This is a genomic window from Methanothrix sp. (assembly GCF_024518575.1).
In the GTDB taxonomy this organism is placed as follows: Archaea; Halobacteriota; Methanosarcinia; order Methanotrichales; family Methanotrichaceae; genus Methanothrix_B.
On the sequence record NZ_JANIHG010000031.1, the window covers coordinates 1 to 16,939 of the forward strand.

The 16,939-nt window shown below is 53.4% G+C and carries 13 protein-coding genes, 1 tRNA gene and 1 pseudogene; 1 reads left to right on the forward strand and 14 read right to left on the reverse strand.

Annotated elements, in window-relative coordinates; genetic code table 11:
* Window positions 1–500: 500 nt before the first annotated feature.
* Window positions 501–1,361, reverse strand: coding sequence for a methanogenesis marker 8 protein (locus NQU42_RS06565; RefSeq protein ID WP_296610047.1), 861 nt, complete (start codon window positions 1,359–1,361; stop codon window positions 501–503).
* A 277-nt stretch (window positions 1,362–1,638) separates the two neighbouring features.
* Here NQU42_RS06565 and NQU42_RS06570 point away from each other — a divergent pair, with 277 nt between their 5' ends.
* A complete protein-coding gene (locus tag NQU42_RS06570; protein ID WP_296610049.1) occupies window positions 1,639–2,871 on the forward strand; it encodes a proteasome-activating nucleotidase in 1,233 nt (410 codons plus the stop codon).
* 256 nt (window positions 2,872–3,127) lie between these two features.
* On the opposite strand, the gene NQU42_RS06575 is transcribed toward NQU42_RS06570, so the two are convergent.
* From NQU42_RS06575 to NQU42_RS06635, 13 genes and pseudogenes are all read right to left on the reverse strand, one after another.
* A complete protein-coding gene (locus NQU42_RS06575) occupies window positions 3,128–3,304 on the reverse strand; it encodes a 4Fe-4S binding protein (protein WP_296610051.1) in 177 nt (58 codons plus the stop codon).
* A gap of 138 nt (window positions 3,305–3,442) precedes the next feature.
* Window positions 3,443–5,722 carry an anaerobic ribonucleoside-triphosphate reductase gene (nrdD, locus tag NQU42_RS06580; RefSeq protein WP_296610052.1) on the reverse strand — a complete coding sequence of 760 codons (2,280 nt, stop codon included), beginning with the start codon at window positions 5,720–5,722 and terminating at the stop codon, window positions 3,443–3,445.
* A 65-nt stretch (window positions 5,723–5,787) separates the two neighbouring features.
* A pseudogene (gene nrdD / locus NQU42_RS06585) lies at window positions 5,788–7,194 on the reverse strand (anaerobic ribonucleoside-triphosphate reductase); the annotation flags it as partial.
* 307 nt (window positions 7,195–7,501) lie between these two features.
* Window positions 7,502–8,548 carry a histidinol-phosphate transaminase gene (gene hisC / locus NQU42_RS06590; RefSeq protein ID WP_296610056.1) on the reverse strand — a complete coding sequence of 349 codons (1,047 nt, stop codon included), beginning with the start codon at window positions 8,546–8,548 and terminating at the stop codon, window positions 7,502–7,504.
* 134 nt (window positions 8,549–8,682) lie between these two features.
* Window positions 8,683–9,591, reverse strand: coding sequence for a ribose 1,5-bisphosphate isomerase (locus tag NQU42_RS06595; protein ID WP_296610057.1), 909 nt, complete (start codon window positions 9,589–9,591; stop codon window positions 8,683–8,685).
* 84 nt (window positions 9,592–9,675) lie between these two features.
* On the reverse strand, window positions 9,676–10,158 hold the full coding sequence (locus NQU42_RS06600) for an NAD(P)H-dependent oxidoreductase (RefSeq protein WP_296610059.1): 483 nt from the start codon (window positions 10,156–10,158) through the stop codon (window positions 9,676–9,678).
* A gap of 386 nt (window positions 10,159–10,544) precedes the next feature.
* Window positions 10,545–11,915 (reverse strand): hypothetical protein, encoded by a 1,371-nt coding sequence (locus NQU42_RS06605; RefSeq protein ID WP_296610060.1) that lies wholly within the window; start codon window positions 11,913–11,915, stop codon window positions 10,545–10,547.
* A gap of 9 nt (window positions 11,916–11,924) precedes the next feature.
* Entirely contained in the window at window positions 11,925–12,836 is a 912-nt protein-coding gene (gene aglJ, locus NQU42_RS06610; RefSeq protein ID WP_296610062.1) for an S-layer glycoprotein N-glycosyltransferase AglJ, read from the reverse strand.
* Entirely contained in the window at window positions 12,833–14,152 is a 1,320-nt protein-coding gene (locus NQU42_RS06615) for a phosphoglucomutase (protein WP_296610063.1), read from the reverse strand. Before NQU42_RS06615 ends, aglJ begins: the two co-directional genes overlap by 4 nt.
* Window positions 14,153–14,282: 130 nt before the next feature.
* Window positions 14,283–14,358 (reverse strand) — tRNA-Gln (locus NQU42_RS06620).
* A gap of 217 nt (window positions 14,359–14,575) precedes the next feature.
* The gene (gene pyrI, locus NQU42_RS06625) at window positions 14,576–15,040 is read right to left on the reverse strand and encodes an aspartate carbamoyltransferase regulatory subunit (protein WP_296610065.1); all 465 of its coding nucleotides are present in this window, start codon (window positions 15,038–15,040) and stop codon (window positions 14,576–14,578) included.
* Between the two features lie 3 nt (window positions 15,041–15,043).
* Window positions 15,044–15,958 carry an aspartate carbamoyltransferase gene (gene pyrB, locus NQU42_RS06630; protein WP_296610066.1) on the reverse strand — a complete coding sequence of 305 codons (915 nt, stop codon included), beginning with the start codon at window positions 15,956–15,958 and terminating at the stop codon, window positions 15,044–15,046.
* A gap of 211 nt (window positions 15,959–16,169) precedes the next feature.
* On the reverse strand, window positions 16,170–16,939 hold a 770-nt coding region (locus tag NQU42_RS06635), incomplete at its 5' end, for an IS5 family transposase (RefSeq protein WP_296610068.1).

Here is a 16,939-nt window from a genome sequence, read left to right on the forward strand (position 1 = left end):
AAGAACTGACGCTGTCCTCCTCACACTGGATGAGACCAGGTAGGTCGCTATCGCGAAAAGCTTAATTTCTAAAGGCACCTTATTCCTGCTGAATAGGGGTATGCTGGATAACACAGAAATCAAAGATACGGATGTCATCCGGCATCACCTCTTTAAATTTCATTGAAGTAACCATATACTCAGCTCTGGCTTTTATCTTATTCGGACAGGTCCGAAATCGGCTGCAAACTGCTGATCTTTCGGCATTATGCGCGTCCTGGAGAAGATGGGTGTGGACTGCATGCAAAGCTGGATCGCTCCCGCAGAAAGCTACCTTGCCATCTCCTCATAAATCAGATTGTAACGGTCCGAACATGCTTCCTTATTCGCGTCCAGAGCCTCTTTGGAATGCTGTCTGCAGGCTTCCACCCTATCCTCTAAACGCTTGATCGGATCCTCTCTCAGATGTAACAGTGTGGGCAGTGTTCATAGTCTGTCTTGCATTTCAGATGGCACACTTGCTATATCAAGGGTCTCGGCTGGCGATCCGCATGCAGATACGGCAGGCTCGATCTGTGGATCACAAGCCTGCCTTTGAAGTGCAGCGCCCTGTTCAGGAGAAGGCGCTTCCCCTCCCGGGTCATGGCAAAGACCGGTATTGAGATGCCTATCTGGAGCAGGGCCCTCTCCCCTGCCACCTCCCTGACAGCCTTGGACGCGCAGGACCATATGATATCACAGCTCTCTGCTAGGGAGACAGCCTCATCCCTGCCTATGCCGGTGGTGTGTACCGCAAGGATCAGGGGACTCCTTCCAGCACTTGCCCCTATTGCACGGAGATCTCTGGCAGCAGAGGACATGCTGCCAGCCAGGGTCACAGCAACCCGCTCAAAGCCTGCATCTATTGCGGCCGCAAAACCTCTGACCTGGTCTATGGTGGCATGCCGATCGATGAGGATGCATCCACGCTGCTCCAGGCCATCCTGGACCTCATTTATCGGGTCGGTCTTGATGAGACCTGTCATGTGTGCTCCGACAGCCTGCAGCACATCCGGCCTGGTTATGACAGCTGTGCCAGCGCCGTCGCAGACGACGACAGCAGCGTCAACTAGGCCCTCGGCCATGCCATCCATGAGGATCTCCGATGCGCCGAAGCTCACAGGATCTTCGGCAAGCTGAAGGACCCGCTGCGGGCTGTACATTCCGAGCTCCTTGATGTGGCTGCGAATCACCTTTTCCACGGTTTCACGGCTCTCTTCATGGATCCCGTACAGATCCCTCCTTAGAGGGCAGAACCTGATCAATGGAGCTGTGAGGACCTCAGGTACCCCATCCCTGATCCTCACCAGAGCCTTGGCCATCTCAGCAAGATGCTCCGCCATCCAGGAAGCATGGATCTTGAAGGCACATATACCCTATGGCTGCAACGTTCGTCACACGAAATGCTGGTAGATGCGTCTTTATGAAGGTGCGGAGATGCATGGCATTCTACCCCCTCTCGAGCCACCATAAGCGATCGGTATCAGGTGGAAGCGCAGAAAGTCCCATCTTTTCAGCCGGGAATGGGAGCGGAGCCCCGTCGCATCAAAGGCGAAATATGTGGACGCCTCTAGCGCGTGGATGCATGAGTTTATATCGTTGAAGATCGAAGATGCTAACATGAGTGAATCGTCAGCTATGACGGATCAGGAAAGCCTGATCGAGTCGTTCACCAAGAGGATCGCAGCGCTCGAGCGGGAGAACAGGGCACTTGCTGAGGAGGCCGAGGCCCTCCGCATGGAGCGTGAGGAGGCCAGAGCGAAGCTCTTTGAGTCTCTGATATCCAACAAGAAGTACCTGCGCGAGCTGGAGCGTCTGAAGAAGGAGAACGCTCTGCTGAGGCGCATGCCGCTGTTTCTGGCCACAGTGATAGAGGTGGGCGACGACTACGTCATGCTCAGACAGCATGGGAACAACCAGGAGTTCATAACCACAGCTCCTCCGGAGATAATGGAGAAGCTGCAGCCGAACAGCAGGGTTGCAATAAACAACTCCCTGACGATAGTGAGACTCCTGGAGAGATCTGTGGATGTCAGGGCGAAGACAATGGAGCTGATTGAGGCTCCGAATGTGACGTATGATGATATTGGAGGTCTCGACGCTCAGATACGGGAGATACGCGAGACCGTTGAGCTTCCGCTGACAAGGCCGGAGCTCTTCAGCAACATAGGAATAGAGCCGCCCAGGGGTGTGCTCCTCTACGGGCTCCCGGGCACTGGCAAGACGCTTCTAGCGAAGGCTGTTGCACACCATGCCAAGGCGACGTTCATACACATGTCGGGAAGCGAGCTGGTCCACAAGTTCATCGGAGAGGGCGCGCAGCTCGTGAGGGACATATTCCAGATGGCGAGAGAGAAGGCACCATCAATAGTCTTCATAGATGAGATAGACGCTGTGGGAAGCATCAGGACGCATGATGGCACAACAGGCAGCGCAGAGGTCAACAGGACCATGATGCAGCTCCTGGCCGAGATGGACGGCTTCCGGGAGAGAGGGGATGTCAAGATAATCGCTGCAACAAACAGGATAGACATCCTGGATCCCGCTCTTCTCCGCCCCGGCAGGTTCGACAGGATCATAGAGATACCGATGCCAAACGAGGTCGCGAGGCTGAAGATACTTGATATACATACGAGAAAGATGAAGAAGGCCGATGATGTAGATCTTTCAGCCATAGCGAGGCAGACTGATGGCGCAAGCGGCGCTGAGCTTAAGGCGATTGCTGTTGAGGCCGGAATGAACGCGATAAGGAGAGAGGCCACTGTGGTCACAATGGAGGACTTCAGACAGGCTGTGAAGAAGGTACTCGGCGAGGAGGAGAAGACCGACGAGTCTCTCAGGATGTTCTACTGATCCTGAGAGCTCAGCAATCTATTTTTCAAGATCTTAGCGTGGCATGCCTTGATTGTGCAATACGTTGGCGAGAATATGCAGCGCATTTGGCGTGGCTTTCCTGTTATGGCTCAGACAGATCACACTCCACGCGATCAATACATCGACTGAAGAGCCGCCTGAGAGCGCACTGCCTACAGGCATTCTATGTCAACCTGCAGCATGTATGACTGCTGGTCTCTTGTAACCTGAAACAAATAAAAAAGCGGGGAGATCCTCACTCGATATGTATTGCCTCAGATGGGCAGACCTCTACGCATGTGCCGCACTCTGTGCACTTCTCCGGGTCGACTACTGCTATCTCCTCGTCATCGAGTTTGATAGCCTCCTCCGGGCACTCCTCCACGCAGGTTCCACAGCTCACACATTCCTCTCTGTTAACTACTGCAGGCATTACGAAATCCTCCAATTTGCCTTTTATCGGCCAGTAATCGTGGAGTAGGCAGATATGATATATACCTTTCGTCAAGCAGCTCTTGCCATCAATGCGGATCAGCATGCTGCACTGGATATGACCTCGGGGAGGGTCTGATCAGCTGAGATCCAGATGCTTGTATCTCTTCCGGTCCCTTAGCTCCTGCTGCTTCGCAGCATTCCAGCCGCTGACGGCCTGCAGGTATCCCGTTATCCTGCTTATGTGATCCACATCAGATGAGCTGCAGCGCGGGCATCTCTCCTGGAGACCCGGAGAGATCGCGCAGCAGCTCAGACACACAGTCATATCCCTGGTGAATGCGAAGTATCCGATCTGAGTGTTCTTCGCGAGGTTCATCCCGAAGCTCATCAGCGACTCTGGATCGGGATCGTTTTCCCCTAAGAAGATATGAAAGATGTTGCCACCATCCACTATCGGGAAGAACACATGCTCCAGCATGGCCCGCTCCATGATCGGGATGTCTGCATTCACGCATACATGTGTGCCGTTTGTGTAGTAGACCGGCAGATCCCGTGTCCTGTGGAGGTTCTCCATCGCTGTCTTGAGATCCCCCTTGACAACACGCATTGCGCACTCCCTGTACTCGTCATGCAGCAGATCTGAGACCGCAAAGCGCTGCGCCGTGGTCTCGGCCGGAGTCCTTGCAAGCGCGATGGTCATCCCGTGATCCCTGCTCAGCTTTTTAACATAAAGCTGCATCTCGGTCATCGCCCTGACAGCAAACCTCCAGGCGTCCCTCGATTCATGCAGCTGTTTACCTGTGTGGAACTGGACCATCTCGTTTATGCCCACGACGCCTATCGTGTAAACGAGTTTCTCAAGATCCACCGCCATCGCGCCGCGTTCGCCGGTGACGGGATCCCTCGGCTGCTGGGTGGCAAACGGCATCCGCCCGTTTGCTATGATCTTGTTCATCCATTCCCTCTTCACCCTGAAGATCTCTACAGATAAATCCATCAACTCTCGGAGGTACTCGAAGAGAAGCTCATCCTCACCGCGCGCCTTGTATGCAGCCCTCGGACAGTTCAGAGAGACGACCTGCCATGAGCCCATCGAGAAATGCTTACCGTTGCGGAAATACAACTTGTCCTCAAATTCGCTGTCGTTCTGCAGACTGGAAGAGAACTGATACGCGCAGCACTGATAGCACGATATCCCCTTCCCAGCGCCTCTATACTCAGGTAGCTGGTTGTCAAAATATGGCGCACCGTACTTTGCAGCCAGCTTGAATGCCAGCAGGTACAAATCCCTGTAGGTGGGCAGATCTGGATGTGCCCTGTTGAACTCCTCGTCCTCCTTCATGAAGTCAGGCTCGATGCTTATCTCCGGCTTCGGGAAGTTAAACGGCTTTCCCCAGTAATCGCCTTCCAGCATGACCTCCATCAGCGCCTTGAAGGCGAGCCTCACCTCTCTCTCGAACTCGCCGTATGTCCGGAGAGGTGCCTGCTCTCCGTTCCATATCCGACCCTTATAGACAACAGGCTTGTCCTTCCAGATTGTGGGCACACCAGGCGTGAGCTGGACCGAGGAAAAGACGAGCTGCCCGCCCCTCGCGACCATCATCTGTGTCATCTCGTATACAAACATCTGCATCAGCTGCTTTATCTCCTCATATTCCAGTCCTTCGATATACGGCGCCACGAAAGTCAGGAAATTGTAGAAGCCCTGACCGCCAGCAAAATTGGTCTGCGCGCTGCCCAGCGCCTTTACGGCATGGAGTATAGCCACCTCAGGCTTCTTTGCTGGTCCTGCAACTGATGATTTTGTTCCGCGACCGTCAGGCATCAATCCGTAGTAGAAGAAGTACCTGAGATCGTGGTCCTGGCAGAACGGCCGTGTGCCGAAGTACTCCAGATCGTGGATGTGGAGGTCCCCGGAGATGTGGTGATCTGAGAGGTGCGGGGGAAGAAGCAGGAGGTACTGCTCCTTGCTGATCTTATCTGCCTTCTTCTTGTGCGATGTCTCCGCGTTGTCCTGAAGGTTCGCGTTCTCCCTCGATTCGAAACCTGTGCCTATATCGATGAGGTGAGCATCGTACACAGGAGTGCCTATTCTTGTGCATATGTTGCGCCATTCGGGATGATGCCTCTCGAGAAGAACCACGTTTACGATCTCCCTGACAAGGGGACCTGAAAGATAGCGAACATTCATCCATCGTATCCTGCGCTCCACCTCTTTCGCGATATCCTTGGCCTCGTCCTCGGTTATGGCCGGAAGTTTATAAAAATTCTCCGATAGTTTGGTCTCCTTGAGGAGCTGCTTTACTATGGCGTTTCTGTCCCAGTCGAGCAGATGCCCGTCAGTAGTGCGCACCTTGGGCATCGAGGAGACAACAACACCCGTGAGGGTCAGCTGCTTGTTTTTCCCGTTCACCATCCCCACCCACGATATATTTCGACAACAAAATCAGCATATCCACAACACACGCTTTAACTGTTTCGCTCATAGAAGAGAAGCTCATCCTCACCGCGCGCCTTGTATGCAGCCCTCGGACAGTTCAGAGAGACGACCTGCCATGAGCCCATCGAGAAATGCTTACCGTTGCGGAAATACAACTTGTCCTCAAATTCGCTGTCGTTCTGCAGACTGGAAGAGAACTGATACGCGCAGCACTGATAGCACGATATCCCCTTCCCAGCGCCTCTATACTCAGGTAGCTGGTTGTCAAAATATGGCGCACCGTACTTTGCAGCCAGCTTGAATGCCAGCAGGTACAAATCCCTGTAGGTGGGCAGATCTGGATGTGCCCTGTTGAACTCCTCGTCCTCCTTCATGAAGTCAGGCTCGATGCTTATCTCCGGCTTCGGGAAGTTAAACGGCTTTCCCCAGTAATCGCCTTCCAGCATGACCTCCATCAGCGCCTTGAAGGCGAGCCTCACCTCTCTCTCGAACTCGCCGTATGTCCGGAGAGGTGCCTGCTCTCCGTTCCATATCCGACCCTTATAGACAACAGGCTTGTCCTTCCAGATTGTGGGCACACCAGGCGTGAGCTGGACCGAGGAAAAGACGAGCTGCCCGCCCCTCGCGACCATCATCTGTGTCATCTCGTATACAAACATCTGCATCAGCTGCTTTATCTCCTCATATTCCAGTCCTTCGATATACGGCGCCACGAAAGTCAGGAAATTGTAGAAGCCCTGACCGCCAGCAAAATTGGTCTGCGCGCTGCCCAGCGCCTTTACGGCATGGAGTATAGCCACCTCAGGCTTCTTTGCTGGTCCTGCAACTGATGATTTTGTTCCGCGACCGTCAGGCATCAATCCGTAGTAGAAGAAGTACCTGAGATCGTGGTCCTGGCAGAACGGCCGTGTGCCGAAGTACTCCAGATCGTGGATGTGGAGGTCCCCGGAGATGTGGTGATCTGAGAGGTGCGGGGGAAGAAGCAGGAGGTACTGCTCCTTGCTGATCTTATCTGCCTTCTTCTTGTGCGATGTCTCCGCGTTGTCCTGAAGGTTCGCGTTCTCCCTCGATTCGAAACCTGTGCCTATATCGATGAGGTGAGCATCGTACACAGGAGTGCCTATTCTTGTGCATATGTTGCGCCATTCGGGATGATGCCTCTCGAGAAGAACCACGTTTACGATCTCCCTGACAAGGGGACCTGAAAGATAGCGAACATTCATCCATCGTATCCTGCGCTCCACCTCTTTCGCGATATCCTTGGCCTCGTCCTCGGTTATGGCCGGAAGTTTATAAAAATTCTCCGATAGTTTGGTCTCCTTGAGGAGCTGCTTTACTATGGCGTTTCTGTCCCAGTCGAGCAGATGCCCGTCAGTAGTGCGCACCTTGGGCATCGAGGAGACAACAACACCCGTGAGGGTCAGCTGCTTGTTTTTCCCGTTCACCATCCCCACCCACGATATATTTCGACAACAAAATCAGCATATCCACAACACACGCTTTAACTGTTTCGCTCATAGTATTGATATAAAAATAATGTATTGTATATAGTGCCTGCTGAGCGACGCGCGAACTCATAAAATCATCTGGCTCTCAGAAACCGATCAAAATCCAACAAATCACTCACTCCAATCAGCCCGACATCGTGCACAACGCATGTGACACATCCACACAGTATCGTGGGTCCACGCTTTATTCTCGTCGCGCCATGATGCGCATGGGAGTGTGCTGCGCATCCTGAGTCTGCTCTCCAGGTTATCGCGAACCGCGCGAGCCATCCGCCCTTCTGTAGGCTTCGAGGAATGCATCGTTCTGCTCCGGAGTTCCTATGGTGACCCGAATGTGGTGATTGTCAGATCCGGGTATTCCTGAGCAATCCTTTACCGATATTCCTTCCTTCAGAAGATCCTCGAGCAGCGCGCTGGAATCCCGCATGGTCTCCACATACAGAAAATTTGCATGCGATTGAGACGCCCTCAAAGATCCTGCCATCCTTTCCCTCTCAGCCACAATCCTCTCAACGACGCTTCTCATGTGGTTTAGATCTCTAAGAGCTGCCACGCCGCCTGCTATCGCTGGAGCGCTTATGCCGAAGACCGGCGCAGCCCTGTTGTACTGCTCGACCACCCACTCAGGCGCGACCGCATACCCAATCCTGAGCCCTGCCAGGCCGAATGCCTTTGAGAGCGTCCTTCCAACGATGAGGTTCTCGTACCTCTCGACCCAATCTGCGTGACTCACACCCGCGAACTCGGCGTAAGCCTCGTCCAGGAAGACCATGGAGTCTGTGCCCTCAATGACCTCTCTGAGCATCTCATCGTCTATGAGCTCCCCCGTGGGGTTGTTCGGTGAGCAGATGAATGTGAGGGATGTATCCTTTGGAATCGCTCTCAGATCGCGGCTGAGCACTGGCGTTGCCCCGCAGAGCCTCGATGCGAGCTCGTAGTAGGTGTATGTCGGCACAGGTATGAACACCGACCTGCCCCTTTCCAGGAAGAGTCTTGAGACAGAGTCGATTATGCCATCAAGCCCTGCCCCTGCGATTATGAGATCCTCTGAAACTCCCAGGTACTCCGCAGCAGCGCTGAGAAACTCATCCTGCGACGGATACCTTCTCAGATCCGCGCAGCTCACGGCCCTGATGACCTCGGGAGACGGCCCGTACGGGTTCTCGTTCCTGCTGAGAAATACTATCCTCTCTCCCGGTATCCCGTAAATGCGTTCTATCTCCCTTATGCTGATCCCAGGATCGTCAGGAGCCACGCTCTGCAATGCATCCACAAGGAGGTGCCTGTAGCCCATCACAACATGCCTCTTTTCCTTGCATGCGCATGCTGTTTATTACTGGTTCTGTTATCGCCCACCAGCAGATCGCCGATCCAACACGCATTATGCCGCCCGTTCGACAGCAGCCCCATATCATCAGGCCGGAGAACTCATGCCCCGATCTCCCAGCCGAGCCACTCCTTTATTATTAGGTAGCTCATCTCCGGAGGTATGGCTCCGACCTCGGTGCATATCACATCTATGTACTGATGTGGTGTCACATCGAAGGCCGGGTTTCTCACGCGGAGATGTTTGTATCTCATATAATCATCCAGAACCTCCTCAGGTCCTCGCTCCTCGATCTCGACGAGCTCACCCATGAGCGTCTCCGGGCTGAACTTGTATGTCTCTGCTGCCACCATGAACGGCTTCCTGGCCTCGTGTGCGCAGAGAGCGATCTGTGATGTTCCTATCTTGTTGACGAGCGAGCCGTTGGCTGTTACGACATCCGCGCCAACAACGACGAGATCCACATCCTCTATAATGCTTCTGACCGCAGAATCCACGATCAGCTCTGTTGGAATTCCAACCTCGTCGAGCCTTTTTATGGTAAGATGCCCCTGATACCTGGGCCTGGACTCGGTGGCTATGACTCTTATGCTCTTTCCATCCGTGTGAGCGCGCTCGATGACCGCCAGAGCTGCGCTTGAGTTGCAGTGGGTCAGTATCACATCCCCATCCCTGACCCTTCTGCTTCCGATCTCACCGATCCTCTCCACAGCCTTCAGTGATCTCTCTATGAAGCGCTCAGCATTTGCCACGACCTCCCTTCTGGCAGACTCAAGATCATCCGAGCGGTACCTCACAACCATCCTCACGGCATTTGATAGAGAGACGGCCGTTGGCCTGGTCCTGAGAAGCGTGGCCGCGGCATTCTTCAGCCGCATATCGAACTCATCCAGGCTTGAGACTTCGAGTCTCAGAGCGAAATCCCTCAGCGCAGCAGCTGCGGCACGTGCGATGAGCCCTGCGCCCCTTATCTCCATGCTCCTGATCTTCTCTGCGGTATCCTCTATCATGATGTTATGCAGCGCATCCTTTGGAGATCTATGTTGCGATTGTATTAGAGATGCAGAGCCTGCGAGATCATCGGATTCTGCTCATCATCTCCTGATCTTCTCAGCCAGCCTCGCGACCCTCTCGCCAAGCTTCCGGCATGTATTCAGTGAGTTCTCATCAGGAGATCCGATTGCTATGGCTCCGTAATGTCCTCCTGTCTCCATCGGATCCCCTGCAACTATCATTCCATGTATCATCATCGCCTGAATTATTGAGAGTATCGTCGTCTGATTTCCTCCCTCGATGCTCGCAGACGAGGTGAAGGCGGCACCGATCTTGTTCTCCAGCTTCCCCCTCACCTTCGCGCTTCTGTCGAAGAGCTGCTTGACCTCTGCTGCCATCAGCCCATAGTATGTGGGGGAGCCGATCACGATTCCATCAGCTGACTTGAGATCATCGAGCTGTACATCCTCGACCTTCTTGAGAACAACATCTGCTCCAGCATCCCTCGCTCCATCAGCCACAGCTCTGGCCATCTTTTCCGTATTACCCGTGCGGGAGTAGTACGCGACCAGTATCCTAGCCATGATATTCCTCCATTTTGATTGTGTGCATTCATCATACTTAACTTTCTCCCATCGTGCATCCGTATAAACATCTGAAAACGAATCGGTACATAAGCAAAAGTAGGAATACATTATATTTTTTAATTAACATTGTGTAGTTCACCAATCTGCAGGAGGAAATCACAGATGATCTGCCCAAGAACAAATATAATGAATGATAAATAAAACCCGATGCGCACGAAAGTCTGCAATAGATGCGGAGAGGACTGCGGAAAAGAGAGCGACTGCGGCATCGCATGCGATTGGGGGCAAGCCAGAACTTCGTCTGCAATCTATTGTGGCGGGGGCATTCAGTGCTTATATGTTCCAGCACCCTCCCGGCGATGGCTGGTTATTTTCGACAGTTTCTAGCTGGTGATCCTGCTGCGCATCCAGGACCGAAGCCTCTTATCCCCCGGATCCAGCCACATGCCCTCCGCAGGATTCAGAAGCGAGTACTGAACGCTCGAGTTGTACATCACCCCTCTGTAATAATCTGCCTCGCTCTTGATCGATCCGAGGTTCACGAAGTTCTGCGAGCTTCCCACCACCGCGCACTCTATCGCGGTATATCCATGATCTGTCCTGACCACAACCCACATGTGCTCGCCGAGCGGATGATCCCTCGCCCCCACCATCAGATACGCATCATAGCCCAACCCTTTTAAAAAAGACCAGCAGACCTGAGATGCGTTGGAGCAATCGAACCCGTCCTCACTGTATCTGGGGATGTAGGTGTGCTCCCCGAGGATCCTCTCCAGGTAGCTGCTGTCTGTGCTGTTGTCCATCTCCAGTTGAACATACCTGGACGGCTCGCATCTCCTCACGATATAATCAACAGGCACGCTGATATTGATTGAGTTGGCAGTTGCAAGCTCCTCCGGATCGCTGTACGCAATTCCCGTGTACCATTCGCCCTCGAAGACCTGCACCCCCACTCCCCTGTCGGGGTTCAGAGGATTGAGCGAGATCGCCTGCCATTCATCACCGTCCTTCACAGCGATCCATACGTTGCCACGACTCTGCATGATCACAGGGGTGTAGCCAGCATCTCTAAGGAGGTAAAAGACAGCAGCAGGTCGCACGAACATATCCTGGGGAAATGAAACATCGATGCCATCATATGATATAAGCCCCCTCTCAGAGACTGTGTGATTCGTGTGTATCAGAAACTGAGCGCCGGTCAGGTGTGATGGCTCTGCGTACCTCCAGCTCGAGAGGAGGTCTGATAGAAGCAATGACCATGTGTCGTTGCGGCTCTCTCTTTTAACAAGAGTCCTGGATCTGTCGGTCTCTGAGATTGATCTCAGAATGTTAAACAGCATCTGGGCATCGCCGGAGCACGACTCCATCGAGGCGAGGTATGTGCGATCCGTCGCAGGAGAGTACCATGCCGCGAAGGTCTTACTCGCTCTGTATCCTGCGAAGCTGTAGTTGATATCAAGAATGCTCACCTTAATATCCCTGATGCGGAAGCTGGAGCGGCTTTTTGATCCAATCACAAGACCGTTGCCTGTGTAGAGATTCTGGATCGTGTCAAGGTAGCTCTCGGGCCCGACTCCAATATCCTTCATCCAGAAGAGATTGAACCTCACGCAGGGCGCCTCTGAGGTCAGCACCCCAGCTCCCTCGTTTCCCTGAACGGTTGCATTCCCGATAACGATGGAGAATCCGGGCGCCTGAAGCGCCAGGGAGGAATCGATGAGGAACCCGATGAGGAGAAGCATCTTCAAATGCATTTGATATCCCTACCGCCTCTTTCTGTACAGCTCCCTCATCACCTCTCTGTGCATAGTCGCCATCATGTCCCCCTGGATTCCCATGAGGAACAGCTGGAAGCCGACTATGATCAGTATCGCGGTCAGGATCGTCAGAGGTATGTGCTCAACCCTCCCGTTGAGCCAGTCCCTCACGACGTATAGACCGAGCAGAAATCCGACAGATCCAAAGATCGCGCCCATCAGCCCGAAGTAGAAGAGAGGATTCTGTGTCTTGGCGAGCCTGTAGATAGTGAGCATGATCTTCGGGCCGTCGCGGAGCGGGCTGAGCTTGGTCCTGGTTCCACCTGCCCTCGGCAGATACGTTATGGGCACCTCCACTATCCGGAGACCCTTCTTCAGGCTCTCTATTGTTATCTCAGACTCTATCTCGAAGCCGGTCACCGAGAGATCCAGGCTGGATATGCCTGATCTTGTGAACGCCCTGTATCCGGAGAGTATGTCCCTGAGCCTCACCCCATAGATTATCCCGAAGAGGAGGTTGATGAGCCAGTTACCCACCAGGTTCAAACGCTTCAGCGATCCTCCTCTCAGATTGGAGAACCTGTTTCCTATGACATGATCAGCTCTGCCTCTTATAAGTGGATCAAGCAGCCTGTCAACCTCTGACGGCAGATACGTGCCGTCGCCATCTATGAGCACGATGTACTCTTTGTCTATATGCCCGAAGGCCTCTAGGAGGGCCTGCCCCTTCCCGGATCCGCTCTGGACGATCACCCGCGCGCCGGCATCCCTCGCCAGATCAGGAGTGCCATCTGTGCTGTGCCCGTCGATCACCAGGATATCCTGAAAGCCCATGCTGCGGAAGCCCTCTATGACTCCCTTGATGGACCCCGCCTCGTTGAGCGTGGGTATCAGCACACAGACATCGTCTCTCTTCAATTCCCGCTCCTCATCGCGCTCAGGATCATCTTCTCATACATGCCAGCTATCTCATTCACGTCATCCTTCACGCTCTCCACGTAGATCCTGATCAGCGGCTCGGTGTTCGACGGTCTTATGAGAACGCTATGCCCCTCACCCATCACCTTTATGCCATCGGTGGTGTCTGGCTCGAGATCCGAGAGCCTATCCAGGAGTCTCATCATCAGAGTCGGTGCATCGGCGATATCCTTCAGCCTTATGCTCTTCTGGAGGTACGGGTAATCAGGTATATCATCGGCCATATCAGAGAGCCGCTCCTCGGATACGATCTCGGCGAGCGCCAGGCTCATTGCGAATGGATCGTCAGAGTACTGGAATTCAGGAATGAAGAAATGACCGCTTCTCTCGACGCCGAGAACCGCCCCCGAGTTCTTGACCCTGTTGGCGACAAACACATCACCAACCCTCTCACGCTGCACCTTTATCCCGTCGCGCTCGAGCTCCCTCTCAAGTATCATGGAGCAATCGAAGCCTGCGATGACAAGATCCCCCGGCTTGTAACGCCTTCTCGCAATTATTATCGCTATCTTTTCAGGGGGCAGAACTCTTCCTTTATCATCGATCACCATCCCGCGGTCTGCATCAGGATCAAATCCCACCCCGAAGTCTGCGCCTGTGCTGATAACCTTCCCAGCTGCATCTCTCAGTGATTCAGATGTTGGCGCAGGCCCTCTTCCCGGAAACCTTCCGTCCATCGTCGCATTTAAGAGCTCCACATCGATTCCGGCTCTGGTGTATACAGGAGATATGCCGCATGCGGATCCGTTGCCCGTGTCGAGCACAACTCTGAGATCTCTGGTTATCTCGACCTTCTCTGCCGCATAATCCCCGTACTCGATAATGGCCATCTCGGCGTTTTCCAACGTTAGGCTTCCATTTCCAGACCTGAACTCGCCTTTTGCGTAAACATCCACAATTCCGGCATCTCTGTAAAGCATGCCATAGCCGTCGCCGGTTCTGAAGCGTATGCCGTTGTACTCAGGTGGGTTGTGAGAGGCAGATATGTATGCTGCAGCTCTTCTGGCTCTCTTCATGGTCACATATCCAAGAATCGGTATTGGTATCACTCCGTAACTGTGAACATCCACGCCTGTCCCGAGAACGCCCTTGAGAAACGCGCTCTCCAGCGAGGGCCCGCTGGTCCTGGTGTCCCGGCCCAGGGATATCGCCCCGCCTGAGAGATAGGTGCCGAAAGCGGCACCGACGCGCATCGCAACGTCCTCTGTCAGCTCATCTCCGTAGATGCCCCTAACATCATATGCTCTGAAGATCACAAAAGGCTGTGATCGCCGAGATTAAAAATAGTTTTCGAGAGACGCAGCGGTAAGCCAAGAAGACACCGGAAGTTGCGGAAGATCCGTATCCGAAATCGCAGAAGAATCATCAATCCTGGAGCGGTAATATTGGTAGCCCGGCCAGGATTCGAACCTAGGTAAGGAGGTCCAGAGCCTCCCGTGATTGACCGCTACACTACCGGGCTGCCTGTCTCTTCTCGTTGCAGAGGTGTCATATTAATCTATCGATCAGGCTCCGGAGACAGCATATCATGCTGCTTTGCTCTGGGTTGCCCATGATCTGTTTTGTACGCTGAGAATGTCTTTATCTGTAATTTGCAGCGCGCTCTCTCATGCGGCCTCATGCTGCTGATTGCCGATTCCGGAAAGGTTACCTGGCGCACGCACTAAAATCCCGCTTGCTCACAGCAGGTACTCCGCGATTCTCTCTGTCAGGGGCTGATCGCAGTAGAAGCATCGCAGCACGACCGGGTTTTTCCCCTTGACAAGCATCTTCGGCTTTATCGGTTCGTTTGTGTTGGATATGCAGCTCGGGTTCTGGCAGCGCACAACTCCCACTATCACATCAGGGAGATCGACGGTGTATTTCTCCACAACCGCGTAATCCCTGACTATGTTTATCGTCGCGCCCGGAGCTATGAGGGCTATCTTGTTGACCTCATCCTCCCTCAGCTCTCTGTCCTCGACCTTCACGATATCCTTCTTGCCCAGCTTTCTGCTGCCGACATTCATTATAACGCTGACTGTAGCATCAGTTGTGCCGGAGATGCCAAGGATCTTGAGGACATTCAGCGCCTGACCTGCCTGTATGTGGTCTATGACGGTTCCCGACCTGATGGGCCGGACCTTGAGCTCTCTCTCCGCCATTGTTCAATCCTCCAGGATCATCTTGAGCAGGGCCATCCTCACAGGCACGCCGTAGAACGACTGCCTGAAGTAGACTGCATGTTTCGTCCCATCTATCGATGGGGATATCTCGTCAACTCTGGGGAGGGGATGCATTATCCTGAGCTCCGGTTTTGCACCCTCGAGATCCCTTGTGTTTATGCTGTAGCTCCTAGCCACCCTGTTGTACTCTACCGGATCCGGAAAGCGCTCCCGCTGGATTCTTGTAATGTAGAGCACATCGACCTCTTCTATGACCTCTCTCAGGTCAGAGACCTCTCTCACCCTTGTGCCCATTCTTGAGAGATCCCCAATTATCTGTTCAGGCATTCTCAGAGTTGGCGGTGACACCAGGTATATGTCAGCCCCATAAAGGGAGAGCGCGTATGCGAGGGAGTGAACTGTCCTGCCGTACTTCAGATCCCCGACAAGCGCGATTGAGAGATCGTCGAGATGGCTCTCTTTTTTTATTGTATACAAATCGAGAAGCGTCTGCGTTGGATGGTGGCCTGCACCATCACCGGCGTTCAGAACCGGAACTGGCGAGAACTCGGCGGCGAGCCGTGCCGAACCCTCCTTCGGATGTCTTATGACTATAGCATCCGCGTATCCACCGACGACACGTATCGTATCTGCGAGCGACTCGCCCTTGGCTATGGAGCTCGCCTCAGCCGAGCCCAGGTTTATTGTCATGCCGCCGAGCCGCTTCATCGCAGTCTCGAATGACATTCTGGTGCGTGTGGAAGGCTCGAAGAACATCAGCGCGAGGATCTTTCCATCGAGAATGTCCGATCCCTTCCCTCGCGCGTACGGCTCGAGCGACTCCGCAGTCTCCAGGATCTCGTCGATCTCCTCCCTTGAGAAGTCCTTCATGGAGAGCACATGTCTCCTCTTGAGCATGCTAGCTTCTTCTCCTGTGAGGGATATAATGCTTCGCTATGCTTAAAACGGGTCGGCAGCGTAACGGATCGATACGAAAACGATGTATGTAATAAAAATCGTGCCAAAAAGATGAAATTGGTCCACGATATAGTTGTAAAGTGCATGATTTGTAAAAATCATGATGACAATTGAGCTCTTTCATGGCAAGCGCTCATCAGATGATGTTCCTTTATCTGGGTGGGCCTCGAATAGCTGATCTGTTGTCGTGAATCAACAGGCACTGGCATAACGCCACATGGATCCAGTGTCGCATGCGTCTGGACTCGATGACAGGAGTACACGATTCATGCGTGAACTGATAGCGTAATCCTAGAGCATCCGGCCTTTGGGCCAAGAGGTGCTGTGTTGAATAACTCTTCAAAGCTCTGCAGGAGATTGTTCTGTCTGCGCCTTTCTTTGATTTTAATGTATTATAAAAAGTGAATTTTAGAATGTCCTCTTGCATCATATTTTCCGTTTTGGTTGCGGCTACATGCTCTCCTGATATTCTTTTCACCGCTGAGAAGACGGTTTCCGCAGCCCATCTCCTCCCGTAGTCGTACTTCTCCTTCCAGCGCTGATACCCTAATGTTTTCATCTCTTTGACCGCATTTGCTCTCGCGGGAGAACCTCTTGCTTTCGCATCAGATCGAGTCTTTATGACTGGCTGGATCTCCTTTTCCTGGAGGTGATCGAAGATCTCTCGCTTATCAAAGGCGCCATCGCCTTTGGATCTTGCGTCCTGAAAGATTCTCTTCCGGTCGGCGAGCGAGTTAAACCTGCTGCCGTCAGATACTCGCTCATCTGTGACCTCGATTGCGACTATCTCCTTAGTCTTCACGTCAACCGCCAGATGGACCTTGATCCAGCCTCGATGGACCTTCCATTTCTCTCGCACCCATTCGCCACGGTTGGTCACCTTGATCCCCGTAGAGTCTACAGCTATCACAACAGGCTCAT

Coding starts and splice junctions, on each gene's coding strand:
- NQU42_RS06565 (WP_296610047.1), bottom strand. CDS start 1,361: ATGGCGGAGCATCTTGCTGAGATGGCCAAGGCTCTGGTGAGGATCAGG.
- NQU42_RS06570 (WP_296610049.1), top strand. CDS start 1,639: ATGAGTGAATCGTCAGCTATGACGGATCAGGAAAGCCTGATCGAGTCG.
- NQU42_RS06575 (WP_296610051.1), bottom strand. CDS start 3,304: ATGCCTGCAGTAGTTAACAGAGAGGAATGTGTGAGCTGTGGAACCTGC.
- nrdD (WP_296610052.1), bottom strand. CDS start 5,722: ATGGTGAACGGGAAAAACAAGCAGCTGACCCTCACGGGTGTTGTTGTC.
- hisC (WP_296610056.1), bottom strand. CDS start 8,548: ATGGGCTACAGGCACCTCCTTGTGGATGCATTGCAGAGCGTGGCTCCT.
- NQU42_RS06595 (WP_296610057.1), bottom strand. CDS start 9,591: ATGATAGAGGATACCGCAGAGAAGATCAGGAGCATGGAGATAAGGGGC.
- NQU42_RS06600 (WP_296610059.1), bottom strand. CDS start 10,158: ATGGCTAGGATACTGGTCGCGTACTACTCCCGCACGGGTAATACGGAA.
- NQU42_RS06605 (WP_296610060.1), bottom strand. CDS start 11,915: ATGCATTTGAAGATGCTTCTCCTCATCGGGTTCCTCATCGATTCCTCC.
- pyrI (WP_296610065.1), bottom strand. CDS start 15,040: ATGGCGGAGAGAGAGCTCAAGGTCCGGCCCATCAGGTCGGGAACCGTC.
- pyrB (WP_296610066.1), bottom strand. CDS start 15,958: ATGCTCAAGAGGAGACATGTGCTCTCCATGAAGGACTTCTCAAGGGAG.